16 protein-coding genes are annotated in these 26,571 nt (G+C 42.8%); 7 read left to right on the top strand and 9 right to left on the bottom strand.

The window, feature by feature from the left end; all coding sequences use genetic code 11:
- Positions 1-40 precede the first annotated feature (40 nt).
- The 5 genes from DW182_RS02170 to DW182_RS02150 all read right to left on the bottom strand — a co-directional run bounded on the left by DW182_RS02170 (position 41) and on the right by DW182_RS02150 (position 7,610).
- Positions 41-913: a helix-turn-helix domain-containing protein gene (locus tag DW182_RS02170; protein ID WP_115501775.1), complete on the bottom strand. Its 873-nt coding sequence runs from the start codon at positions 911-913 to the stop codon at positions 41-43.
- A 186-nt stretch (positions 914-1,099) separates the two neighbouring features.
- Positions 1,100-3,421, bottom strand: a complete 2,322-nt coding sequence (locus DW182_RS02165) for a TonB-dependent receptor (RefSeq protein WP_118294492.1) — start codon at positions 3,419-3,421, stop codon at positions 1,100-1,102.
- A gap of 119 nt (positions 3,422-3,540) precedes the next feature.
- Positions 3,541-3,882, bottom strand: coding sequence for a hypothetical protein (locus tag DW182_RS02160; protein WP_118294541.1), 342 nt, complete (start codon positions 3,880-3,882; stop codon positions 3,541-3,543).
- A 42-nt stretch (positions 3,883-3,924) separates the two neighbouring features.
- Positions 3,925-5,670 (bottom strand): bifunctional UDP-sugar hydrolase/5'-nucleotidase, encoded by a 1,746-nt coding sequence (locus DW182_RS02155; RefSeq protein ID WP_118294491.1) that lies wholly within the window; start codon positions 5,668-5,670, stop codon positions 3,925-3,927.
- Positions 5,671-5,675: 5 nt separating this feature from the next.
- A complete protein-coding gene (locus DW182_RS02150; protein WP_118294490.1) occupies positions 5,676-7,610 on the bottom strand; it encodes a HAMP domain-containing sensor histidine kinase in 1,935 nt (644 codons plus the stop codon).
- Positions 7,611-8,113: 503 nt separating this feature from the next.
- Here DW182_RS02150 and DW182_RS02145 point away from each other — a divergent pair.
- Positions 8,114-10,240, top strand: coding sequence for a Tex family protein (locus DW182_RS02145; protein ID WP_118294489.1), 2,127 nt, complete (start codon positions 8,114-8,116; stop codon positions 10,238-10,240).
- On the opposite strand, the gene DW182_RS02140 is transcribed toward DW182_RS02145, so the two are convergent.
- On the bottom strand, positions 10,158-11,081 hold the full coding sequence (locus tag DW182_RS02140; protein ID WP_233564060.1) for a CPBP family intramembrane glutamic endopeptidase: 924 nt from the start codon (positions 11,079-11,081) through the stop codon (positions 10,158-10,160). The genes DW182_RS02145 and DW182_RS02140 overlap by 83 nt on opposite strands.
- 111 nt (positions 11,082-11,192) lie before the next feature.
- Between DW182_RS02140 and DW182_RS02135 the strand changes: the two genes are divergently transcribed.
- Positions 11,193-12,254 carry a leucine-rich repeat domain-containing protein gene (locus DW182_RS02135; protein ID WP_118294487.1) on the top strand — a complete coding sequence of 354 codons (1,062 nt, stop codon included), beginning with the start codon at positions 11,193-11,195 and terminating at the stop codon, positions 12,252-12,254.
- A gap of 116 nt (positions 12,255-12,370) precedes the next feature.
- Here the strand turns inward: DW182_RS02135 and DW182_RS02130 are convergent, their stop codons facing one another.
- Positions 12,371-13,984 carry an ABC-F family ATP-binding cassette domain-containing protein gene (locus DW182_RS02130; RefSeq protein WP_007663656.1) on the bottom strand — a complete coding sequence of 538 codons (1,614 nt, stop codon included), beginning with the start codon at positions 13,982-13,984 and terminating at the stop codon, positions 12,371-12,373.
- A gap of 219 nt (positions 13,985-14,203) precedes the next feature.
- On the opposite strand from DW182_RS02130, the gene DW182_RS02125 reads away from it, so the two are divergent.
- The 5 genes from DW182_RS02125 (at position 14,204) to DW182_RS02105 (ending at position 23,536) form a co-directional block, all read left to right on the top strand.
- Positions 14,204-14,836 (top strand): nucleotide exchange factor GrpE, encoded by a 633-nt coding sequence (locus DW182_RS02125; RefSeq protein WP_118294486.1) that lies wholly within the window; start codon positions 14,204-14,206, stop codon positions 14,834-14,836.
- 10 nt (positions 14,837-14,846) lie between these two features.
- Positions 14,847-16,028 carry a molecular chaperone DnaJ gene (dnaJ, locus tag DW182_RS02120; protein WP_022393775.1) on the top strand — a complete coding sequence of 394 codons (1,182 nt, stop codon included), beginning with the start codon at positions 14,847-14,849 and terminating at the stop codon, positions 16,026-16,028.
- A gap of 222 nt (positions 16,029-16,250) precedes the next feature.
- A complete protein-coding gene (locus DW182_RS02115) occupies positions 16,251-18,878 on the top strand; it encodes a zinc-dependent metalloprotease (RefSeq protein ID WP_118294485.1) in 2,628 nt (875 codons plus the stop codon).
- A gap of 42 nt (positions 18,879-18,920) precedes the next feature.
- A complete protein-coding gene (locus DW182_RS02110) occupies positions 18,921-22,187 on the top strand; it encodes a SusC/RagA family TonB-linked outer membrane protein (protein ID WP_118294484.1) in 3,267 nt (1,088 codons plus the stop codon).
- 20 nt (positions 22,188-22,207) lie between these two features.
- Positions 22,208-23,536: a RagB/SusD family nutrient uptake outer membrane protein gene (locus tag DW182_RS02105; protein WP_118294483.1), complete on the top strand. Its 1,329-nt coding sequence runs from the start codon at positions 22,208-22,210 to the stop codon at positions 23,534-23,536.
- 93 nt (positions 23,537-23,629) lie between these two features.
- Here DW182_RS02105 and DW182_RS02100 read toward each other — a convergent pair whose 3' ends face one another.
- Together DW182_RS02100 and DW182_RS02095 are read right to left on the bottom strand one after the other, a co-directional pair.
- Positions 23,630-24,334, bottom strand: a complete 705-nt coding sequence (locus DW182_RS02100) for an SGNH/GDSL hydrolase family protein (protein WP_118294482.1) — start codon at positions 24,332-24,334, stop codon at positions 23,630-23,632.
- A 71-nt stretch (positions 24,335-24,405) separates the two neighbouring features.
- Positions 24,406-26,559, bottom strand: coding sequence for a glycoside hydrolase family 97 protein (locus DW182_RS02095; protein WP_370449790.1), 2,154 nt, complete (start codon positions 26,557-26,559; stop codon positions 24,406-24,408).
- Positions 26,560-26,571 lie beyond the last annotated feature (12 nt).

Here is a 26,571-nt window from a genome sequence, read left to right as displayed (position 1 = left end):
GCGCTATCACACTGCAAAATTAATAATTAATAGTTAACGCTTATTGCTTACGATATTCTTTCGGAGACATTCCGGTGTGATGCTTGAAATATTTGCCAAAAAAAGACTGGTTGGCAAAATGCAGTTCATCGGAGATTTCCTGAATGCTCATTTCGGAAGATTTCAACAAAGCTTTTGCCTCCAGAATGACAAGACTGTCTATCCACTCTCCGGCAGTCTTTCCACTGACTTCTTTTACAGCTGTAGAAAGATGTTTGGCTGTCAGGAACATTTTGTCGGCATAATAGGCAACACTGCGTTCCTGTTTGTATGATTCTGTAATTGCACGGACAAAACGCTCAAAGAGATCCTCTTTCCTACTTTTTACTTTTCTGACAGTAGGCTCATTGCCTTGATAGATGCTATATATCTCATAGAAAAGAGAAAGTATCAATCCCTGAGTAATCTCTTTACGGAAAGGATTGTCTTTCAGTTTTACCTTCTTTTGGAGGAAAGAATAATACTCCTGCACAGCCTCCATTTGTTCCGGATTGAGGCGCACACAGGGCTGCTCTTTAATCATAAAAAACAGAGGAAATAACTGCTGTACCGTGGGGAGCACATCATCTATAAACTGTCCGGAGACAACTATAAAAACACCGGTGAAATCATCCGAACGCTCTACCTGCTGCAAAATCTGTTCGGGCAAAGTAACTACAAGAACACCTTCGGTAAGCTCATGTTCTTTCAGGTTGATGCGTATCTTGCAATGCCCTTTCATACAGAGTGTCAGACAGGATGCATTCAGGCGTGTAGGATAACCGAACAAAGGGATATCTCCTATATTGTCGAATATGGCAAAATCATTCCCAATAAAATCCATTGCCGGAAAACGGCGAATAGTTGCAATATCTACGTTCTTTATATTTTTCATCTCCCTTTCTTATTTGCGTGGCAAACTTAAGCAATATTTCGCTGAAAACCGTCCGAAATATCCTAAAAAAAAGAAAAAGGGAACATTTCAACAAGAAAGGGCTTATGAAATTATGCTCTTGCAATAAATTCATAAGCCCATACAATAATTTTGCAAACACTTGCAATATTAAATTTAGACCTCAGCCTAATTCATAATTTTAAAGCCGATAAAGAATGTCCTTGGCTGCGTTGGTCCGTAAAAATAACCGGAATCACGGAACTCACCTTTATCCAGGTCTTTCTGAAAGCTGTTGAAAATATTCTGTACACCGGCATTAAGTTGCAACTTGATGTGATCACGCAGAACAAAGGTGTAATTTAACTTCAGATTGAGATCAAAGAAATCGGGAGTATTCTCCATACGGTCTTTTTCTATATTGCAGAACGCACCTTCCGGGGCATCTACCGGAGCATAGTGAGGAACAATCATCTTTCCGGTATAGATGCCTGACAAAGAGAAATCGAAGTTTTTCAATGGTGCGGAAGAGAAAGTGAAATAGCCATAATAATCCGGGGTACGCATCATGCGCTTGGTAGTTAATTCTTCACCATCCACTTTGGTCCAGACCTCGGCATCCATATAACGGCTACGTTGTGCGGTGAATCCCAACTGGAATTGTGCTTCTTTGCCATGAGCCAATTTGGCATCCAGATTGACACCATATACCCGTGCACCACTACCGTTACGACGTTCTTTGATTTTATCCCCGTTATCATCCTTACCGATATCTTCCAATACGAACACATGGCGCAGGTCAGTATAAAAACCTTCCAGCAAAATATTCGCTTGCCAGTGTCCGAGATGTGTACTCCAGTCCACAGAACCACTGTAACTGTTGGAACGCTCTTCACGGAGGTTATCAGCCAACTTAATCTGAACGCCTTCACCACCTACAGCTGTCACATGCAAATCTTCATCATAAGCCTGCGGTGCACGGAAACCGGTAGAATACGTCAGACGCGCCTGTAAATCCTCAGTCGGTTTATAAAGGAAATTGATACGCGGACTGAAAATCAACTTGTCTATCAGATTGTGCTTATCGAGGCGGGCACCCATCAGCATAGTGAGCTGACGCATCTTCCATTCATTCTGAACAAAGGCACTGGCTATCCGTACATCCTGCTTCATATCACGATGATAACCAGTCATGACATCATGCATGGAGTTATTCTGATATTCAAGGCCACCGGTAAAAGTAGCAGGAGCAAAGAAGCAGTTGTTCATATTGCCTACATACATGCCACCAGCTATCCAGGTCAGATCATCCGTCTTACCATAAGCATTCATGTCCTGTTGCGCTCCATAATAGCTGTTTCTATCCGTATGCTGAATAGAACCATAAAGAGAAATCTTATGTTTATATTCACGCCAGAATAAATCATAGCTGACACCACCACTATTAATAATATGCTTAGTTTGCTCCGTAATATCCGATTCATGCGGTTGCAGATCAAATTTATTACCACCACGACGGAACTCATTAGTAGTATGATATTCCAGATTGATACGGCTGAAATGTGTAGGGCGATAGTAAGCACGGAAACCGAAAGTATTCATATTCAGTTTACCAAGTTCGGAGAAACCATCATCATCACGATCATAAGGGTTACGATTACGATAGCTTTCATACAGGGCAATACCGTAAGAATTATCTTTTGCAACCAGGGAGACGTTACCACCCATATATTGTTCCCACGATTTTCCATCCATGCACGAAAACATGCTCGATACCTGAAAAGAATTACTGATAGGATCTTTAGTAATGATATTGATAGTACCACCTACTGCATTCGCTCCGAACAGAGCAGAACCACCACCACGCACTACCTCCACACGCTCTATCATATTCACAGGAATCTGTTCCAGTCCATATACCCCGCTAAGGGCACTGATGATAGGACGGCTATTTATTAATATCTGAGAATAAGGACCTTCCAGACCATTGATACGTACTTGTGGAAAACCGCAGTTCTGACAATTGTTCTCCACACGCAGGCCGGACTGGTAGTTCAGCGTCTTTGCCAAATCTGTAGAATTCACCATCTCAAAGAGCTTGGCACTCATCACATTGACAACTACCGGAGCGTCCTTACGGCTCACTTCATTACGGTTGGCAGATACCACTACTTCATCCGTCATGAAACTCTCTTCCTGCATCTGGAAATGTATGACTGCAGTAAAGTCTTTACTGACAGTTACCTCTTTTTCCTGCGTCTTATAACCTACCGCTGATACGCGAAGCGTGTATTTCCCGGCAGGAAGTTTACGGAATTCGAACTGACCTTCTTCATTAGAGACTGTTCCCTGACCGCTTTCTTTGATTAATATAGTTGCATAGGGTATATTTTCTTCTGTTCCTTTCACTATCACGTGACCGGAAATCATGTTGCCTTCCTTTATAGGATTTACGGCATAGAGGCTGATGCAAGCCATAGCAAGCACCAGCACAAGTATATGTTTTTTCATTAATTTGCGCTCAAAAATGTATGTATTGAAAATATGAGTGACAAGCTACGAGCTACAACCTACAAGTACCTTTCGGTATATTAACCGGTAGCTTTCCAAGCTGAAAGCTTGATAAAAGATTATGCCGCGAATGCCGGCGGAGCGCGAAGAGAAACGACCTGCCCCCATTCTTCCTTTACCAAGGATGTTAATTTTTCCGCTTCCAGCATAGCCAGAAGTATCCGCATAGGGTGCAGTTCTTCATATAGATCAACCTCCGGAGATTGGAAAGTTGACAAACGACCTATAACGACAAGTTCACTTTTAGAGTGCGTGTGCTTACCGTGAAATGGATGAGAGTGGGTAATCAGCACTCCATTGACGTAATGGACATGAGTAAAGGCTGTAATACTTGTCTGATATGCCACAAACAGCACCAACAAGCATACAGCCCCTATAATTCTCTTTATCTTTTTATTCACGTCCCTACATTCTATTAAAAATTGCGACTGCAAAGATAGTGATTATTTTTCCACTTTTCCAAACAAGTATTCATAATCCTGTTTAGCAGCAGGCTCTACCCATTCTTCCGGAATAAACTTCCATTGTCCCAACGCATGTGGCTCAATCACACCCTTCTTCTCTATATATTGCATCAGGTAATAACGCAAATCTTTATCCGTAGAGAACAGGATACGATCTTTCAATTCATCCTGAGAAATACCGGAGCCTTTAGTCAATAATTCTCCTCCACCATTACCGCGGTAGGAATTCAGTGCTACTTTATACATTTTATCCAAAGAGAAAGGAGTTCCGTCCGCCATACTGGTTATAGTCACCTTTTCCCCCTTGGGTTTCGTTACATCCACCGTATAAATGATACCGGCAGCCGAATCAAAATTGAAGCTGAAGTTTTTGAATGAAGCACGATCCGTTGCCCCTTCACGACGCTTCTCACGAAGCAGCAACAAATGGTCATCAGGAGATTTCATCTGGTTTGTCCACAAATCATACGACATCTCCAATGCATCTTTTATCTCCTTACCAGACAACTTCATAGTATAAAGCATATTTTCATACTTATACAGATTGAACATATCGCTTACAAACACATCACCCTTGCTGATCTCGGTATCATACGACAGAGGAGCAGCTAAAGAAATTTCTGCATTCGTGATTTCAAGTTGTAACATATGGATTAAATCAATAAAAGCAGAAGAACCGAAATAAGCAGGGCGTGTAGAAATCGTTTCAGTGAAACTTCCTATCTTCTTGGACACAAAATCCCGAACATCACTAAACTGGGGAGCAAAACGAGCCATAAAATCCTTGTTTGCAGTATAGTTCTTCATCTCAGTCAGCACTCCGCTGATATGTTTCTCGACTACTTTTCCCTTACGCAATTTCAAAGTAACATCTGCATTCGCCACAACCCCTCCCTTACTTGCCGGGTCCATAATCAACACAGAGTCTCCCTCAACATTTTTAATCTTCTTCAATTCACGGGTATGATCGTGTCCCATCAAAACAATATCAAAACCAGGAACGTTACGAGCCACTTCCAGTGAAGCATTCTCACGATATTTACCTCCCATTAATAAAGCATCTTGTCCGGCATGGAAAGTTCCGATTACTAAATCCGGATTCTCTTTTTCACGGATAATCTTCATCCATTTGCGAGCTGTCTCTTCCATATCATCAAAGCGCAGACCTTTCCACAAGTTTTCCGATAACCACACAGGAATAGCAGGAGTAATCATTCCCAGCACTACAATCTTAACACCATCCCGTTCCAATACTTCATAAGGCTTAAAGTGCGTTTTCCCTGTAACCGTATCAATGATATTGGCGCCTAAAATGGGAAAATTACAATCACCTGCCCAACGATCAAACACAGCACGCCCGGTTTCCACATCATGATTTCCCATGTTACCAGCATTATACTTCATGTAATTCAACACTTCGGCAGCCAGATGCGGAGAAATGGTATCAATATAATTATAATAGTAAGCGCAAGGCTGACCTTGCAGAATATCTCCATTATCCAACAACAGCAGGTTATCCTTATAAGTCTCACGTTCCTTCTGAACAAACTCATACACACGCGCCAGACTTCCCGCTGCCTCATGTCGAAGTATAAAGTCATAAGGATAATAGTTACCATGTATATCGCTGGTTTCTACAATTTTCAGCTTTACTATTTTATCCTGAGCCAACACGGCTCCTGTCAGGAAGAATATCCACCCTAAAAAAAAGTAAAATCTCTTCATAGTAATTATTTATTTGGTTGTTCTATCTCAAATGGATGTGTAAATACGAATCTTGCTCCATCTGTATATCCGGAATCTACCCAGATCTCTCCTCCCCACTTCTCTACAGTCAGTTTACAGATAGATAAACCCAATCCTGTACCTTGCACATATTCATTCAGTTTCTCAAACCGCTCAAATACCAGTTTCTGTTTTTCTAACGGAATACCTGTACCGGTATCTGATACAGAGAAAGTAGCGACTCTCTTCTCATCATCTACTTCCAGCTTCAATGTAATCTTACCATTTCTGGTGAACTTATCGGCATTGGAGAGTAAGTTTATAATAACCTGTTGCAAACGCTGGGTATCCGTCCGCAAATCCACACTCTCACGGTCACACTCAAAGATAAACTCATTTTCCGATTTACGAGCCTGACTGACGGAAGCTAATACCTGCTGACACAGTGGTACTACATCACACTTCTCAATTGTAAACGTAACCCTATCTGCCTCCAGACGCGAAACATCCAGGATATCATTGATCAGGCGAAGCAACAAGTCCGAATTTGTTTTAATAATATCGACATATCCCTGCTGTTCATCCACCGAAATACCTCCTGAAGCCAACACATCGGAGAATCCTACAATCGCATTCAACGGAGTACGGATTTCATGGCTCATATTAGCAAGGAAAGCACTCTTCAAACGACTGGATTCTTCAGCACGGTCCTTCGCTTCTCTCAAAGCACTCTCCGACTCTTCCAGTTCATCTTTCAGTTTCTTGGTATGATAGTAGAAGTACAGAGAAACAAACAATCCACTCAGCAATACGACCAAGACCGTACCAACAGTCCAGATATGATATTTATATTGTTCGTAAAATGATGGAGTTTCATTGACCATTTCTATAGGCTGATGAATGGAAGACAGATCCAAACGCTTATCTTTCACAATCTTGCTATCCATCTGTATCTTATTCGGAATTACCTCTACTTCTACCCGGTTGCTGTCCGGTCCCTGCAACAAACGAACTGCCTGATGCGCCATATCCTTACCCAATGCCCGGTAAGAGGGGATCACTCCACCTACCGCCCAATAGCCTATACCTACAGAAGTTATAGAAAAAGTAGGAACATCACCAGCAGCCTCCATCATCGTATAAGTCGCATTGCGCATAAAGTATCCGTCATACATATCTACGCGCCAGGTACCCAGTAACAATGCTGTGTTGGGAGGCAATTCATGTAATTTATCGCTTATGGTATAAATCGTATTCGTTCGTCCGTCCAGCAGAATAAGGTTCAGTTCCGGGTGTTTTTTCATCTCTTCCACCACATGTGCTTGCAAAGAAACACCACCATAACTATTATCGGAAACAAAAGCAATATTCCTGGTTTCCGGATACAGCTTCTTTATCAGATTAATATTGGCTTCTACATCATATTCATAAACGAATCCGGCTTTCACTAAAGAATTAGGAAAGTCATTAAAGAAATCCACTGCATCAGGCATCCATGTTTTCAGATCGACTGAATCATTCGGAAGAATAATGGCATTACGGCTTGCCAGTGCAGCCAGCACCGGCACATTTCCACGTATGGAATCTTCTTGTGATAAATAAGCTGTCCAAGCCTCCTGACCAATCAGCACAAGTAGTACAGGCGAACGTTTTCCCTGGTATTTAGCAAGAAGTTCCTCCATTTTACTTTTCCATAAAGGAGCTTCGGAGAAACTTTTGCAGTTCATATTTTCCAGAGATATCGGAGCCTCCCCTCCCAGCCGCTCAAATTCTTCCATAAAATCGTAAATATTTCCAGAAGTTTGTCGTGCGTCCGGATTATATGAACTGATAATCAATACCGGGTGTTCTCCAGTCACCGCAAAGGCTGATGAAAACCCAATGTGGGATATCAGTAAGAAAAGCAGAAAGCTATATATTATTTTCCTAAATAAGCCCATTCAGTGAATATAGAATTGTTTCGGCAAATATACAATAAAGTTATAAGAACAGAAAAATAGTTGCAGAATTTAAACTATAATAATACAGCGGGCAGTAAAAATCAATTTAAAATTCATCTTTCCGGACACAGAGACACGGAAACACAAAGATATCTGGAAATTACAAGGAATCTCGTTGGTAGCAGAACTCTGTCTGAGACGTAGTAAAAAGGGTTCAAGCCCATATTTGCTCCGTATCATCCCCATATAGAGATACCTCTAACCGAATTTGATACGGAGTTGGTACGGCCGAGGTACTTCCGAAACCCGGACTTGGTCCCTTTTGGGAACAAAGAAGAGAACATCGATTCCACCAAGGAACAAGGCATTAACTTCTTGCTTACGATCTCTTGACTTTTTGTTTCAAAAGAAAAATATTTATTGCAGAAACACCAGATCAATGCTTTGCAAAAGCATAATTCTTTCGTACCTTTGACGCCCATTATTCAAAAAAACGATTCAACATGATACAGTTATTTCACCGGATGATCTCTGCCGCCCTCAATATTTCTGAGAAACAAATCGGCCATACGCTCGATTTATTGGCAGACGGAGCTACTATTCCTTTCATCAGCCGCTACCGTAAAGAAGCTACCGGAGGATTGGATGAAGTGCAAATTGAAGCAATCAAAACCCAATATGAGAAGCTGAATGAACTGGCTAAACGAAAAGAAACCATCGTCAGCACTATCAACGAACAGGGGAAAATGAATCCTGAACTACAAAAGCGCATTGATGAAACATGGGACAGCACCATTCTTGAAGATATCTACCTACCCTACAAACCCAAGCGTCGTACGCGTGCAGAAGTAGCCCGCCAGAAAGGTCTGGAACCCTTGGCAACTCTACTGATGTTACAGCGGGAACCGAATCCGGAGAAGCGTGCAGAAGCATACGTCAAAGGAGAAGTGAAAGATGCGGAAGATGCATTGAAAGGAGCACGGGATATCATTGCAGAACAGGTCAGTGAAGACGAACAGGCACGTAACACCGTACGCTTCGCCTTCTCCCGGCAAGCTGTCATCACGGCTAAAGTGGTGAAAGGAAAAGAGAGTGAAGCTGATAAATACCGGGATTACTTTGAATTCAGTAAACCCCTGAAAAAATGCACCTCACACCAATTGCTGGCTATTCGCCGTGCCGAAGCCGAAGGGCTATTGAAAGTCAGCATAAGCCCTGATGATGAAGAGTGTGTGGAACGTCTGGAACGTCGTTTCGTCCGCAGCAACAATGCTTGCGGAGAACAAGTAGCGGAAGCCGTACAGGATGCCTATAAGCGTTTACTGAAATCTTCTATCGAAACGGAATTTGCCGCACAAAGTAAAGAGCAGGCGGATGAAGAAGCCATCCGGGTATTCGTTCAGAACCTGCGCCAATTATTACTTGCTTCTCCATTGGGACAAAAGCGGGTAATGGGCATCGATCCGGGATTCCGTACAGGTTGCAAGGTGGTATGTCTGGATGCGCAAGGCAATTTGCTGCACAATGAGAACATCTACCCGCATGCTCCGGTACACAAAACCGCAGAGGCTGTGTCTAAAATACAAAAGATGGTAGAAGCTTACCAGATAGAAGCCATAGCGGTAGGAAACGGAACGGCAAGTCGTGAAACAGAAGAGTTTCTGAAACACCAGACCTTCAGGCAGGAAATTCAGGTATTTGTTGTAAGCGAGCAAGGGGCTTCCATTTACTCTGCATCCAAGATTGCCCGTGATGAATTTCCGGAATACGACGTCACAGTGCGCGGGGCTGTATCCATCGCCCGCCGACTGATGGACCCATTGGCTGAATTAGTTAAAATCGATCCGAAATCCATCGGTGTAGGTCAATACCAGCATGATGTAGACCAGACGAAATTAAAGAAATCACTGGACCTGACCGTAGAAAGTTGTGTAAACCTAGTGGGAGTAAACCTAAATACGGCAAGCAGTCACCTGCTGACTTACATTTCGGGTTTAGGGCCTCAACTGGCACAGAACATAGTAAATTACCGTGCTGAAAATGGTGCATTCACTTCGCGTAAACAACTGATGAAAGTGCCGCGTATGGGAGCCAAAGCTTTTGAGCAATGTGCCGGTTTCCTTCGTATCCCGCAAGCCAAAAATCCTTTGGATAACACAGCCGTCCACCCGGAGAGCTATTGTATAGTAGAACAAATGGCCAAAGACTTGGGATGCAGCGTGGCAGAGCTTATTACCAGCAAGGAACTGCGCCTGAAAATCCAACCTGAAAAGTACCTTACCCCTACCGTGGGCATGCCTACTTTGAAGGATATTCTACAAGAATTGGACAAACCGGGACGTGACCCGCGAGGTCCGATCAAGATTTTTGAATTTGACAAGAATGTGCGTACAATCAATGACTTGCGTGAGGGTATGGAGCTTCCCGGCATTGTAGGTAATATAACCAACTTCGGCGCTTTCGTGGATATAGGCATTAAAGAAAACGGCTTGGTTCATCTTTCACAACTTGCCGACCGTTTTGTTTCTGATCCGAATGAGATTGTATCTATTCACCAGCATGTCCGGGTTCGGGTATTGAGTGTGGACACGGATCGCAAACGGATCGCTTTGAAGCTGATCTCAGAGTAATCACAATAGCAATAATCATCAACGCGGTGCACAGGATGGAGCCTTCGAAACCGAATGTACCGCCGTTGATGATATTCTCTTCCGGTAATTCTAAAGACAATAAAGTACCGCCCAATCTTCCTCCACTTACTTCGAAACCGAGAATCGGACCTTGCAGCCAATTCCAGAAAAGATGAAGAGCGATGGCAAACCATAAATTACGCGTATATATATAGGTAGAACCTATTAAAATTCCCGCCAACAATATATTCAGAAAAGCGATCAGGGAAAAGTTGGGATTAAAAATATGCATCAGGGAAAATAATGCAGAAGAAAGAAACAATGCCACAAAGCGATTGGCACCTGCAATCAGTAAATGCCTCAGAACAAAACCGCGAAATGCAATCTCTTCTGTAAGGGCAACCAGCAACATTAATATCCAGGACAGCAGCAATTCGTACGCGCTAAAGTGCACGGCAGCAATTTCAACTTCTCCCATCGCATATAATATTCCAAATCCGACAGCATAGATTGCCAGGGCAACGAATGTACCCCAGAAGATGTCTTTAGCACGCCCTTTCAGGGATAATCCCAAATCCGCAATCGGAAGGTGATCCCAATTCTTCAGCAGAGTCCAAGCCGCCAAAAAACTCCCGGCCAGAAAAGTACTCTGCATCACAACTTCTTCCAAAATTCCACTTATCTTAAAAAAAGAGATCGGTTTTATGCAAACAGCTGCCAACATTCCGGTAAATCCCAGCATCAAAAGTATATAAACGATAATCTTTGCTGCAACAACCAGATAAGTGACGAGTTTTGACGGTTCCTTTACAGTATTTGCATCTTCATTCATTGATTCCATATCCTCTCGTTTCTTTATGTTAATACCCCGGCAAAAATACCTATAAAATTAAAAATAGAAAGCTATTTGCTGTAAAAACCGTATATTTGTCTAAACATATATGTAACAGCCATGAAGATAAAACGAATATTCGCCACTATAATGCTGGCTGCATGTACTTATGTAGCAGTTGCACAAAATACAGGCAACCCAGCCAATAACAAAACATTTTTCGTTGCCAAGCCCGGTACTTTAGTATCCATGCTCACAGAAGATGAAGCCAACAGCATCACTCATCTTACATTGACCGGAAAACTGAACGCTATTGATTTCAAACACCTGCGGGATGAATTCAAAAATTTGCAGGTACTGGATATCTCCAATGCGTCAATCAATACTTATGCCGGGAAAAGCGGCACTTTTCCTGACCGTTTCTATATATATCCACCAAATTGTGTACCTGCTTATGCATTCTGCCAGCAAACCAATGACAGTACCTTTACCGGAAAATCAACGCTCCGGAAAATTATTCTTTCAGAGAAAATCAAGAATATAGAAGATGCTGCATTCAAGGGGTGTACGAATCTGCAAGTATGCCAATTACGAAAAAAGACTGCTCCCAATCTGATGTCTGAAGCCTTGGCAGATAGTATTACGGCTATTTTTGTACCTCTGGGTAGCAGTGACTCTTACCGTGGCAAGAAACATTGGGACACCTTTGCCGTGATAGAAGGTGAGCCTGTAGAAGTATCTGTACAGATAGGGTTGATGGGAAGCCTTGCCAGTGAATTGGTAGAAGCCGGTTTGCAGCCTAAGGATGTAAACTTCCTGACTGTGGAAGGCAAACTGGATGAAGCTGATTTTATCCTGATCCGGGATTATATGCCTAATCTCGTTACTGCAGATCTTAGTAAATGTAGCGCCACAGCTATTCCCGAATATACATTCACCCAGAAGAAATACTTACTGCGTATTCAGCTTCCCAAAGGTTTGAAAAGTATCGGTCAACGTGCTTTCAGCGGCTGCGGACGTTTATGTGGTACATTGGAATTACCTGCCGGAGTGACGGCTATTGAATACGGCGCATTTATGGGATGTGATAACCTACGTTATGTAGTAGCTACAGGGAACAAGATTACGACTTTAGGAGACAACCTGTTTGGAGAAGGAAAGAACAAATTGATTTATAAGTAGTTACAATATATAACAAGCAACAAGTTACAAAAAGCTACAAGCGACGAGACCTTCTGGGTGATATATAGCACCGCCACTCGTCGCTTGTAGCTTTTTGTAGCTTGTTGCTCATTCGCTTAGCTATACATTTTTGCTCTCAGCTCCTTGATATGATCCGAAGTAATATATTCATCATATTCCATCATCTTATCAATAATACCGTTCGGAGTCAGTTCGATGATACGGTTGGCAACCGTTTGGATAAACTCATGGTCATGTGAGGAGAACAGGATATTACCTCTATAAGTTTTCAGGTTATTATTGAATGCCTGGATAGATTCCAAGTCAAGGTGATTGGTAGGAGTATCCAGAATCAGACAGTTGGCATTGCGCAACTGCATACGGGCAATCATACAACGCATCTTTTCACCTCCCGATAATACACTTGCTTTTTTCAGCACCTCTTCACCGGAGAACAGCATACGTCCCAGGAAGCTCTTCATATACACTTCATTACCCTCGCCAAACTGGCTCAACCAGTCCACCAAGTTCAGGTCCGTATTGAAATATTTAGTATTATCCAACGGCAGGTATGCAGTAGTAATAGTGACGCCCCAGTTGAAAGTTCCGGCATCCGGTTTCGCTTCTTCATTGATAATTTCGAAGAATGAAGTCATGGCACGGGGATCACGGGAAAGGAATACAATCTTGTCTCCCTTCTCAACGTTGAAATTAACATCACGGAAAAGTATTGTACCATCTTCCAGTGTCTTGGTCAGTCCGGAAACCTCCAGTATCTGATTACCCGGTTCACGCTCGGGAGTAAAGATAATACCCGGATATTTACGTGAAGAAGGTTTGATTTCTTCTACATTCAGTTTTTCCAACATCTTCTTACGGCTGGTAGTCTGCTTGCTCTTTGCCACATTGGCACTAAAGCGGCGGATAAACTCTTCCAGTTCTTTCTTCTTCTCCTCTGCCTTAGCCTTCTGGTTCTGTTGCTGACGCAAAGCCAACTGACTTGATTCATACCAGAAACTATAGTTACCGGCAAAGAGATTGATCTTACCATAATCGATATCGACCGTATGCGTACAAACAGAATCGAGGAAGTGACGGTCGTGACTTACAACCAACACCGTATGTTCAAAGTTAGCCAAATAATCTTCCAGCCACATCACTGTCTCCATATCGAGGTCATTGGTAGGCTCATCCAGCAACAAGTTATCCGGATTACCGAAAAGTGCCTGTGCCAGCATGACACGTACTTTCTCCTTACCACTCAAATCACCCATCAACAAATAATGCTTATCTTCCTTAATGCCCAGCCCACTCAGCAAAGCGGCAGCATCACTTTCCGCATTCCAACCATCCAGTTCCGCAAATTTCTCTTCCAATTCAGAAACTTTCAAGCCATCTTCATCCGTGAAATCTTCTTTAGCATAAAGCACTTCACGTTGCTTCATGATATCCCACAAAACGGTATGCCCCATCATTACGGTATCCATTACCGTAAGCGCATCCCACTTGAAGTGGTCCTGACTTAAAACGGAGAGGCGTTCGCCCGGACCCAACATAATAGAACCGGTTGTAGGATCCAAGTCACCGGATATGGCACGCAGGAAAGTAGATTTTCCGGCACCGTTAGCACCGATAATACCATAACAGTTACCACTTGTAAACTTCAGGTTTACATCATTAAACAACACCCTTTTTCCAAACTGTACGGAAACGTTCGAGACTGTAATCATTGATTTATTTACTATTTATCGATTTACAATTTACTACCTAATACCTATTACTCTGTATTTTGCGGGTGCAAAGATAGACATTTTTCTATGAATACTCGTAGAAATGCGCTGTCAATCTGACATAAAAGTATTACCTTTGCGGCGTTTTAGACCAAAGCTGCCTATTTGGCAAAGTTTTTGTTGGTACAGCGATTATACTAACTTAAACCCTTGACAGCAATGAAAACAAATCCTTTTTACAAGAATAATAAGAATAGAAATATGGACCCGAAAGAAAAAGAAAACATCAACGAAGAAGAGTTAATGTCCGAAGCTGCCCAGAAGGAAGCTGCGGAAAATGAAGAATCCCAAACGGAAGATGTACAGGACGAAACTGTCCTGACAGAAGAGGAAAAGCTTGCCAAAGAGCTGGAAGAAGCAAACAAAGTGATAGAGGACCAGAAAGATAAGTATCTGCGCCTTTCTGCCGAGTTTGACAACTACCGTAAACGCACGATGAAAGAAAAAGCTGAGCTGATCCTGAACGGTGGCAAAAAGACCATCAGCAGTATACTTCCAATCGTGGATGACTTTGAACGCGCTCTGAAAAACATGGAAACTGCCACAGACGTAGCAGCCGTGAAGGAAGGAGTGGAATTGATTTATAACAAGTTCATGTCTGTATTGGCACAGGACGGCGTAAAAGTAATCGAGACTAAAGAACAACCTCTCGACACTGATTACCACGAAGCAGTCGCCGTCATTCCCGCACCGGATAAAGCTTTGAAGGGCAAGATTCTAGACTGTGTACAGACCGGATACATGCTAAACGACAAAGTAATCCGCCATGCCAAAGTGGTGGTAGGAGAATAACATAATATATATGGAAAAAAGAGATTACTACGAAGTACTGGAAGTCGAAAAGACAGCAACGGTAGAGGAAATAAAGAAAGCCTATCGCAAAAAAGCCATTCAATATCATCCTGACAAGAATCCGGGTGACAAAGTGGCGGAAGAAAAATTCAAAGAAGCGGCAGAAGCATACGACGTACTAAGCAATGCGGACAAGCGTGCCCGTTATGATCAATTCGGTCATGCAGGAATGAGTGGTGCTGCCGGAAACGGTGGTCCGTTCGGTGGCTTCAGTGGCGGCATGTCTATGGATGATATCTTCTCTATGTTCGGAGATATCTTTGGTGGACATAGCGGTGGCTTCGGAGGAGGTTTCAGCGGTTTCGGAGGAGGATTCGGAGGAGGAAGTTCGCAACGTGCGCGTTTTCGCGGTTCGGACTTACGTGTAAAGGTGAAACTGAATCTGAAAGAAATTTCCACTGGTGTAGAAAAGAAATTCAAACTGAAAAAATATGTTCCATGCGACCATTGTCATGGTTCGGGTGCTGAAGGTGACGGTGGTTCGGAAACTTGTCCGACCTGTAAAGGTAGCGGATCGGTGATTCGCAACCAGCAGACAATCCTCGGTACGATGCAGACTCGTACTACCTGCCCTACTTGTGGTGGCGAAGGAAAAATCATCAAGAACAAATGTAAGGTATGTGCCGGAGAAGGTATCGTTTACGGTGAAGAAGTAGTAAGTGTGAATATACCTAAAGGTGTAATGGAGGGTATGCAGCTTTCTATGAACGGTAAAGGAAATGCCGGTAAGCATAATGGTGTTCCGGGTGACCTGTTGATTCTTGTAGAGGAAGAACAGGATAAAGAACTGATCCGCGACGAAAACGACTTGATTTACAACCTGCTTCTCAGCTTCCCGACAGCTGCTTTAGGTGGCGCGGTAGAAATACCCACCATCGACGGCAAGGTGAAAGTAAAGATTGAGTCGGGCACCCAACCGGGTAAAGTACTCCGGCTTCGCGGAAAAGGACTGCCAAGTGTGAACGGATACGGTACGGGAGATTTATTAGTAAATGTTAGCGTATATGTACCGGAAGCTCTTAACAAAGATGAGAAAAAAGCACTTGAAGAAATGGAAGGCTCAGACAATTTTAAACCGAATACTTCTATTAAAGAAAAGATTTTCAAGAAGTTCAAGAGTTTATTTGACTAAGCCGACTTTAAACTGAAAATAGATTTTTAGCAGTATCAGTTAAAGAATGAGCATAAACTCTAACTGATACTGTTTTTTTATAATTGAAAGACTCTTTGAGTTATAAAAGAAAAAACGTCAAAACTAATTGCAGCTATCTGTTCATATAGATAGTTTTACTATCTTTGCCGTCCCCTATTCTATGAGTAGAAAGGGGAGCATGATGATAATTGATAATAACTGATGAAACTTAAAACAATTTTGCTGACTACAGTGGCTACAGGCGCTTTCATGTGTGAGCCTGTCATAGTGCATGCTGTAAATTCTACGCCCAATTCTATGGGATGGTTCCGAAAGAAAAAGAAAAGTGAACCTAACGACAGTGTTAAATCAAAAAACGAGTACGAGAAACTGACCGGAGACGGTAGCACCATTCGCCGTGGTATGTTCAATGTGTACCAGAAAAAGAACGATTACTATTTTGAGGTACCGACGAATCTGCTGGGCAGAGACATGCTGGTAGTGAACAAGCTCCAACGTGTCCCTTCCGAACTGAATGAGGCCGGAGTGAACCGCGGTACCAATTATGAAAACCAGATGGTGCGCTTCGAACTGGATAAGGCAACAAACAAATTGCTGATTCGTCAAAGCCGCCCTCTTCCTCTCGCTCCTGCCGAAGATGCCATCAGCCAGTCGGTACGTGATAATTATATTTCTCCATTGATAGCCGGCTTCAAGATCGAGGCATTCAACAATGACTCTACCACCATGGTTATCAAAGTGAATGATATTTATGATGGTACAGAGACAAGCATCAATAATGTATTTACCAATATAAATCTGGGAACCTCTTCCATCAAGAATTTGTCACGCATCCTCTCAATCAAGTCATTCGAGAATAATGTGGTGGCTACGTCCGAACTGACCACGAAAGTGACTGAAGGAACGACTTCCATCTATGTAACTGTCGAAGTAAGTTCGTCACTGATGTTACTGCCGGAAACCCCGATGACCGGTCGCCTGGATAATGCCCGCGTAGGCTACTTCACCAATCCTTTGCTTAGTTATAGCGACGGACAACAACGGGTTAGCAAACAACAGTTCATCACTCGCTGGCGCCTGGAACCGAAACCGGAAGATCGCGAGCGCTATCTGCGTGGTGAGTTGGTGGAACCTGCTAAACCGATTGTATTCTACATAGAGAATTCCACCCCATATCGTTGGCGCAAATATATCAAACAAGGTATCGAAGACTGGCAGGTTGCTTTTGAACGTGCTGGTTTCAAGAACGCCATCATCGCCAAAGATATTACGGACAGCATGACGGTAGACATGGACGACGTGAACTATTCCGTACTGACTTATGCAGCCTCAACCAAGGCAAATGCTATGGGTCCTTCTATTCTGGATCCCCGTTCAGGAGAAATTCTGGAAGCGGACATCATGTGGTGGCACAATGTACTGAATATGCTTCAGGAATGGATTACCGTACAGACAGGTACTGTACGCCCGGAAGCACGCGGCATTAAGTTATCCGATGAACTGATGGGTGACGCCATGCGTTTTGTAGCCTGTCATGAAGTAGGCCACTCTTTAGGATTGCGTCATAACATGATGGGGTCATGGGCATTTCCCACGGATTCACTCCGTTCCAAGTCATTTACCGACCGGATGAACTCTACCTCTTCTTCCATCATGGATTATGCCCGTTTCAACTATGTGGCACAACCCGGTGACGGAATAACTGCACTCTCACCGCATATCGGTCCTTACGATCTTTTTGCCATCGAATACGGTTATCGCTGGTATGGTAAGGAAACTCCGGAGGAAGAAAAGGATTTGCTTTATGATTTCCTGAGCCGCCATACAGACCGTCTTTATAAATACAGTGAGGCGCAGGATGTACGTGATGCCGTAGATCCCCGTGCACAGAATGAAGACCTGGGCGATGATGCCGTACGTTCTTCCCAATATGGCATTGCAAACCTGAAACGGATTGTTCCCGAAATTATCAAATGGACAACTACTGGGGAGAAGGGACAAACGTATGAAGAAGCTTCACGTCTATATTATGCAGTGATCAACCAATGGAATAATTATCTGTACCATGTACTTGCCAACATAGGGGGTATATATATGGAAAATACAGTGGTAGGTGACGGTCAGAAAACTTACACTTTTGTAGAGAAGGAGAAGCAGCAGGCCGCTTTGAAATTCTTACTTGATGAAGTATTGACTTACCCGAAGTGGTTATTCGACGCAGAAGTGGGTGAATATACCTATTTGCTTCGCAACACTCCGCTGGGCATAGTAGAAAATGCACCGACACAAGTATTGAAGAATGCCCAATCTTATATTCTTTGGGACCTCTTATCCAATAACCGCTTGGTACGTATGCTCGAAAACGAAGCAGTGAATGGCAAAAAGGCTTTCACAGCCGTAGAGTTGATGGACGGTTTACACCGCAGTATCTTCGCAACCACGGAGCGAGGCGCACTACCTGATGTCATGACACGTGCCTTACAGAAAAACTTTGTAGATGCCTTGATTACAGCTGCTGCCGAAAGCGAAGGAGTCAAAATCAACAAAAAATTAATGGATAACCACTTCCTGCTGGATAACCAAATCCCCCTTTGCAGTTGTGACGAGCATGCTCATCGTACACTGGATTCAGATCGTATGGGTGCCCGCCGTGAATTGAATTTTTACGGTTCCCAGCTAAATCGCATCTCAGATGCCATCTCCGTGAAACGAGGAGAATTGCTTCGTATCAAGGATTTACTCCAGAGTCGCTTAGGAACATCGGATGTGGCAACCAAATATCATTATAAAGATATGATTCTTCGTATCAACACAGCATTGGGACTTTAAAACCAGTTTTCAATTTAAGTATTAATTTTATTATTTTAACGGATGAAAAGACGCTTATCTGTCGTGTTCCTATTCCTGATAGGAACACTCACTTACGCCCTTGCCGCAGAGCGACAAGTAGAGGGTGTAGTAATTTCTTCTGAGGATAAATTGCCTCTCATAGGTGCTTCTGTCTATGTGACGGCTGAGGATCTGAAGAAAAACGGGAACAATCAATCGACTATTGGTGTCATTACGGATATCGACGGTAAATTCTCTATTTCAATTCCGGATGGCATTACCCGGTTTTATTGTAGCTACGTTGGCTATGATGTAGTGGAAATAAAACTCATTCCGGGCAAAAAACAATATGATATCACTCTTCAACCTTCTGCTCATATGCTTGATGCGGTAGTTGTAACGGGATACCAGACTGTGGAACGCCGTAAACTGACGGCTGCCGTGTCAAAAATCGATATCTCGGACCAGATGGTAGGTGCAGCCAAGAGCATAGACCAGGCATTGACCGGACAAATTGCCGGACTTTCCGTAAGCAATATATCCGGTGCCCCGGGCGCTCCTGCTAAAATCCGTATCCGCGGTACCTCTTCGCTGAACGGTACCCAAGACCCTTTGTGGGTATTGGACGGTATTCCATTGGAAGGAACGAACATCCCCAGTATGGAAGTACTGAAAGATATCGATAACGTAGGACAAACCGCCATTGCCGGTCTGAATCCTGCCGATATCGATAATATCACCGTTTTGAAAGATGCTGCCGCAACTGCCATCTATGGTGCCCGCGCAGCTAACGGTGTGATTGTGATTACCACAAAGAAAGGTAAAGTCGGAAAACCGGTTATTAACTTCTCTTCCAAGCTGACATATTCTCCTAAGTTGAATATAGACCGCTTGAATCTATTGAATTCGGAAGAAAAAGTGGGTCTGGAACTTGACTTGCTGGAATCCGGCTATCCTTACAGAGAAACCAAAGGTGAGGTATATCGCATTATCTCCGGATTGGGAGAACTACAGAACTTCAAAGACGGAGGTTGGAACGCTTTGTCCTCCAATGCTCAAGGTGCAATCAATAGACTCAAGGCAACTAACACAGACTGGAGTGATATCCTCTTCCGTGATGCATTTACACAGGAGTATAACTTGTCTCTTTCCGGTGGTAGCGAAAAGGCAACTTATTACACTTCTTTCGGATATATGAAGGAAAACGGTAATATTCCCAATGTCTCTGCCGAACGTTTGAATTTAGTGATGAAGACCAGCTATAAGGTGAACAGCATATTGAAAGTCGGTGCTTCCATGTTTGCCAACCGCCGTAAGAACTCTACTTATTTGCCGGATGACCGGGGACTGACGAACCCGATCTATTATTCACGTCTGGCAAATCCTTATTTCACTCCTTATGACGCCAATGGCAACTATAATTACGATGTGGATGTAGAAGATGATACGGATATGGATTTTGGTCTTAACCTCTTCGAAGAACGGAAAAATACGAGTAACGAAACTAGCATTAACGGCCTTTCATCCATCTTCGACGCTGAACTGCGATTTGACGACCGTTTTAAGATTACCACTCAACTCGGTTTGCAACTGGATAAAACTTCTATCGAAAAAATCGCTGAAGAAGAAAGTTATGTGATGCGTACAGAGAAGAAGAATCATCGTAATAATGGCGTAACTTACCTGCCGGAAGGAGGATTCCATAAGGCTAACGAAAACTCACTGTCCCAGCTCACCTGGAAAGCGATGGGAGAATATCGCGATACCTACAATGACATCCATGAATTTGAAGTAATGGTGGGAACAGAAATCCGCAAGACATGGGAGGAAAAGCTGTATAGCGCCGGTTATGGATTTGACCGGAAGACACTGACTACAAAGCCAATTATCTTCCCGGAAGAAAGCCAGGCTTTCAAGTTACACGAGAAAGCTCATGTGGAGAATGCATACGTATCCGCTTTCTCAACCCTGTCTTATTCTTTGCTAAACCGCTATACATTGGGCGGAAGTATCCGTTTTGACGGTTCCGACCTGTTCGGTGTAGACAAGAAATACCGTTATCTGCCATTATATTCAGTCAGTGGTTTGTGGCGTATCTCTCAAGAACCTTTTATGGCAAATGCCAAATGGATAGACAATCTGGTAGTCCGTGCATCCTACGGTTTGCAGGGAAACATTGACAAAAACACCTCTCCTTTCCTGCTGGGTAACTACAGAATTGAAAATATCCTGCCGGGAGGGTCGGAAGATATGATTGACGTTTCCGGTGCACCAAACAAGAAACTGCGTTGGGAGAAAACCCACTCAGTAAACGCCGGATTCGACTTTGCAGTATTGAATCAGGCTATCAATCTGAGCGTAGACTATTACTATCGTAAGGGCGTAGACTTAATTGGAACCCAAATGCTCCCACTGGAAACAGGTTTTGAAATGTTGACCGTCAACTGGGCCAGTATGCAGAACCAGGGTGTTGAGGTTGCTCTTAGCACACGCAATATCCACACCAAGAATTTCATGTGGACCACCAACTTCAACTTCGCATACAACAACAATAAAATACTGAAAGAAGCACTGCGCGAAGATGCCTTGGAACCGGGACGCGAAGGATATCCTGTAGGAGCCTTGTTTGCCCTGAAAACAGCCGGATTGGATGAAGAAGGTTATCCGATGTTTGAGGATAAAGACGGAAAAGCCGTATCGGCTATGGAATTCTTCAAATTGCAGGAATGGGGATTCGGAGCAACTGACCTGACAGCCCGCGAACGCCGTGAACTTTACACTTATGTAGGTACAGCCGACTGCCCTTATACCGGTGGTTTCAATAATACCTTCACATACAAGGCATTTGAACTGGGTGTCAACTTCAGTTTCGACTTCGGTGGAAAGGTGCGCAGCCAACCCACCTACTCTATCGTTGACTTTGATAAAGGACGTAATACGAACCGCGATATCCTGAACCGATGGACTCCGGAAAACACGGAAACAATCTTTCCTGTTCTGCTGAGCCAGAATGAACGTCTGGACGAATACATGTGGTATTCAAACCAGAATGAAATATACCGTAACCTGGATATCTGGATCAGAGACCTAAACTACGTGCGACTGCAAAACATCCGTTTAGGGTATACATTGCCCGCTAATTTTAGCCGCAAATTGGGTATGACTTCCGCTACAATTGCCATCGAAGGACGTAACTTATTAGTATTCGGTTCAAGTTACAAGAATTATCTTGATCCGGAAACGATGTCCAACGCGTATGCAACCCCGGCTCCGAAGTCTGTTACCCTAAGCCTGAACCTGAATTTTTAATTTTATAGAGAGTTAAAACAATGAGAAAGATATATATAATGTTATTGATGAGCAGCGTAGTATTACTGACTGCTTGTGATATGCTTGACATTCAACCTACGGGAAAGGTGATCCCCCAGACTTTAGCTGAGTACAGAGCGCTGATTGCCACAGCTTATAAGACCGTTCCCGATGCCAGAGGACTCGCCTGTTTTCGTTCGGATGAACTGTATGTGAAAGACGATAGTTGGGAACAGGATCGTTACGGAAAAATCGAGTGTTGGGATGACTTCAGCGCACCGGGACAAACCACTGCTTTTGAGTGGAAGAACTTCTATAGCATCATGTTCACTGTCAACTATACCATAGAAGAGTGGGAATCCATCAACGAAGGGAGCGAAGAGGACATCGACCAATTGATTGGTGAATGTTATCTGCTCCGTGCTTACATGCATTTCCTGTTGGTAAATCTTTACGGTCAGCCCTATACCCGTCCGGGAGCATTAGAGACGACAGCCGTGCCGCTTAAGCTGAATAGCGATATCAATGAAATTCTGAAGAAGAATACCGTTGCACAAATTTATGAAGCGGTTATTGCAGATATCAACGAGGCTGAAAAACTGATTAATAAAGAATCTTGGGAACAGAAATTTTCTTATCGTTTCACAACCTTATCTGTAAAAGCCCTCCGTGCCCGTGTATATTTATATATGGGACAATGGGACAATGCATATCAGGCAGCCGAAGCGATACTTGCTGAAAAGAATACATTGGAAGATTTCAATGCAGAAACTTATACCCTGCCCAACAACTATCAGTCTGTAGAAAATATTACTGCCTTAGAACGCGGTATGTCTTCTAACTACACACAGGCTGCTGTTCTATCAGAAGCTTTAGCTTCTTTATACAAAGAAGGCGATTTACGTCTGGACGCTTATTTTAAAGCTGCCGACAAGAATGGTTATCGCTTCAGCCAAAAGAGCGGAAAAGATGATTTCCGTTGTTCTTTCCGGGTGGGAGAAATGTACCTGAATTCGGCAGAAGCAGCCGCACAATCGGATAAATTGCCCCAAGCACGCACCCGATTGCTGGAGTTAATGCAGAAGCGCTATACGCCGGAAGCATATACAGTAAAAGCAACTGCCGTGAACGCAATGACCAAAGAAGCCCTGATACAGGAGATTCTGGATGAACGTGCACGTGAATTAGCTTTTGAAGGACATCGCTGGTTCGACTTACGCCGTACCACCCGCCCTCGTATTGAAAAAGTGCTCAAGGGAGGAACCTATGTATTGGAACAGGATGATTCGCGTTATACAATTCAAATTCCAAGAGAAGCGATAGCTGCTAATCCGGAGTTGTCGAACTGATAAATAAGTAGAATTGATAAATAAGAAAACCTCCTTTCTCATCCTGTTATGGTAATTGAGAAAGGAGGTTTTTATTGTGAGTTATCTATCCTTTTAAAGCATATCTTCGATAGCCTTTTTGATAATTGGTTCCATTATATCATACCCTTCACTTGTCGGATGTACTCCATCTTTCGTATATTGAGGATTTAATGCTCCATTTTCATCCAACACCATCGCCTGGTAATAATTCACGTAAGGAATCTTGTTTGCTTTTGCATACGCTGCTACACGGGCATTTAATGATTGAATTTTCTGAGGAACGTCTTTTATTTCCGGTCTCCATTTAAAGGTTGCTGCCGGTAGCACAGAAGTTAAAATCACTTTTATCTTATTTGCTTTAGCCAACTCTACCATAGAAACAATATTTCCAAATGTATACTCTTCATTGTAGGGACCTACATTTTCAGCAACATCATTAGTTCCGGCATTTATGACTACTAAAGCCGGAGAAAGATTAATAACATCCTCACGGAAACGCAATAAGAATTGGTAAGAGGTTTGTCCACTGATACCGCGGCCTATATAGCCATTTGTTTTAAAGAAATCCGGATGAGTTCTCACCCACCCTTCCGTAATGGAATTCCCCATGAAGACAACTCTTTTCTCTTTCTTTACGGGCTTGGGAAGTGCAGCGTTTTCTTTTGCATAACGAGCTAAATTGGCAAAATTGTTCTTTTGAGCACATGCCTCACTGATTGATAATCCTCCCAGAATAGTAATTAGCAACAAACATTGTTTTAATCTTTTCATTTTCATACTTAGATATTAATTATTAGGATATGCAAAGATAAAAAGATTCCTGCAAAGAAATTGTTTCTTTCATCACTTTACTTCCATTTCTTCACAGCCTTTTTATCTACTGCCATAGCCTCAATCAAGCTCAAAGCAAATCCACCACTACGTGCCATCTTTACAGATATTTTAGTTTTATTGGTTACAATACCTTTCTTTATCTGATAGGCAGTAGGATTCTTTTCATAATCAGCATCTTTAGCATCAGTATACAGCGTTGCTACATACTCTTTTCCCGGTTCCAGAAAGTCAAGGGTAAAAGTAGAGACACGGGCATTTTCATCTGTAATGCCACCCACAAACCAATTGCCTGTACCCTTAGCTTTACGAGCTACGGTTATATAATCGCCCGGTTCAGCTTCAAGATATTTACTGTCATCCCAATCAACAGCAACATCTTTAATGAATTGGAAAGCATCCAAATGACGTTCGTAACTTTCCGGCAGGTCAGCCGCCATCTGCAACGGACTGTAAAGAGTGACATACAAAGCCAGTTGCTTAGCCAGAGTCGTATGAATCTGACCATGATTCTCACGATTCAGGAATGTCAGGCAGATATCAAAAATACCGGGAGTATAATCCATCGGGCCACCTATTAAACGGGTAAAAGGAAGCAATGTAGTATGAAAGGGTTTATTCCCATCGTAAGGTTCAAACTCAGTACCACGAGCAGATTCATTACCTATCAGATTCGGATAAGTACGGCACAAGCCGGTAGGACGTACTGCCTCATGGGCATTTACACAGATTTTATACTCAGCAGCTTTCTTCACTGCATATAGATAATGATTATTCATCCATTGCCCGTAATGATGCTCACCACGAGGAATGATATCACCAACATATCCACTTTTCACGGAATTATAGCCATGATCTGCCATAAATTGATAAGCTTTATCCAAATGACGTTCATAGTTACGAACGGAAGCCGATGTTTCATGATGCATCATCAATCTTACTCCTTTACTCCGGGCATAATCATTCAACATTTTTACATCAAAATCAGGATACGGAGTAACAAAGTCAAAGACAAAATCTCTGGAACTTCCTCCCCAACTTTCCCAACCTTCATTCCAACCTTCCACCAAGACCTGATCCATGTCATGTTCGGCTGCAAAATCGATATATCTTTTCACATTCTCATTATTGGCAGCATGACGACCGTTTGGCTTGATCTTTGTATAATCGTTTTCACCGAATCTCATAGCAAGCAACTCATCTGTATAGCTCCATGACTTCATGCCTGTAATCATCTCCCACCAGACACCGATATACTTCACCGGCTTAATCCAAGAGACATCCTTATAAGCACAAGGTTCATTTAGATTCAAAGTCAGTTTTGAAGCCAGAATATCCCGTGCATCATCACTGACTATAATAGTACGCCAAGGAGTTTTAGAAGGAGCTTGCATATAAGCTTTGTTACCCAAGACATCAGGTGTCAACCATGACTCAAATATCAGATTATTATCGTCCAAGTTTAGGTGCATACAGGAGTAATCGACCAAAGCAGCTTCATGCAAATTGATATAGATGCCATCATCCGTCTTCATCTGTAAGGAGGTTTGAACCCCTGTAGGAGAAAATACGAATTGTGAAGCATTTACCGTTACGGCACTTTCCATTAAACCACGTATTTCCGATAATTTAGACTCAGTATAGTCATACTCCTGTGTATCATAGTCACCCGGTATCCAAAAGACAAGATGATCGCCAGTCATGGCAAACTGGGTATGTTCTTCTTTCACTATAAAATAGTTCAGATTCTTTTGCAATGGAAATTCATACCGGAATCCTAAACCATCATTGTAAAGCCGGAAACGAATAATCATATTACGATTCTGAGCTTTCTGTTCCAGAGTCACAGCCAGTTCATTATAGTGATTACGAATCTGCGCAACTTCTCCCCACACCGGTTTCCAGGTTTCATCAAAAGTTGAAGTCTCAGTGCCGGTTAATGTAAAATTACTCATCAGTCCGGGATCATCTTTCAATTCCAAGCCCAATTTTGAAGGTTTCACTACAGCCTTGCCTTTATAGAAAAGCTGATATACCGGTTCTCCCTGCGCATTTACAGTAAAATCTAAATGAAGATTTCCATTCGGTGAAGTAATACTTTCAGCCATCATTGCTCCACACACCCATACAAACAATAAGAAACTAAAAAAACTTTTTGATACAAAACTCATGCTATTCATAGA

The organism is Bacteroides sp. AM16-24, from assembly GCF_003471885.1.
Taxonomy (GTDB): Bacteria; Bacteroidota; Bacteroidia; order Bacteroidales; family Bacteroidaceae; genus Bacteroides.
Note: the sequence above shows the minus strand (reverse complement) of the source record. Positions and strands in the feature narration are given on the sequence as shown.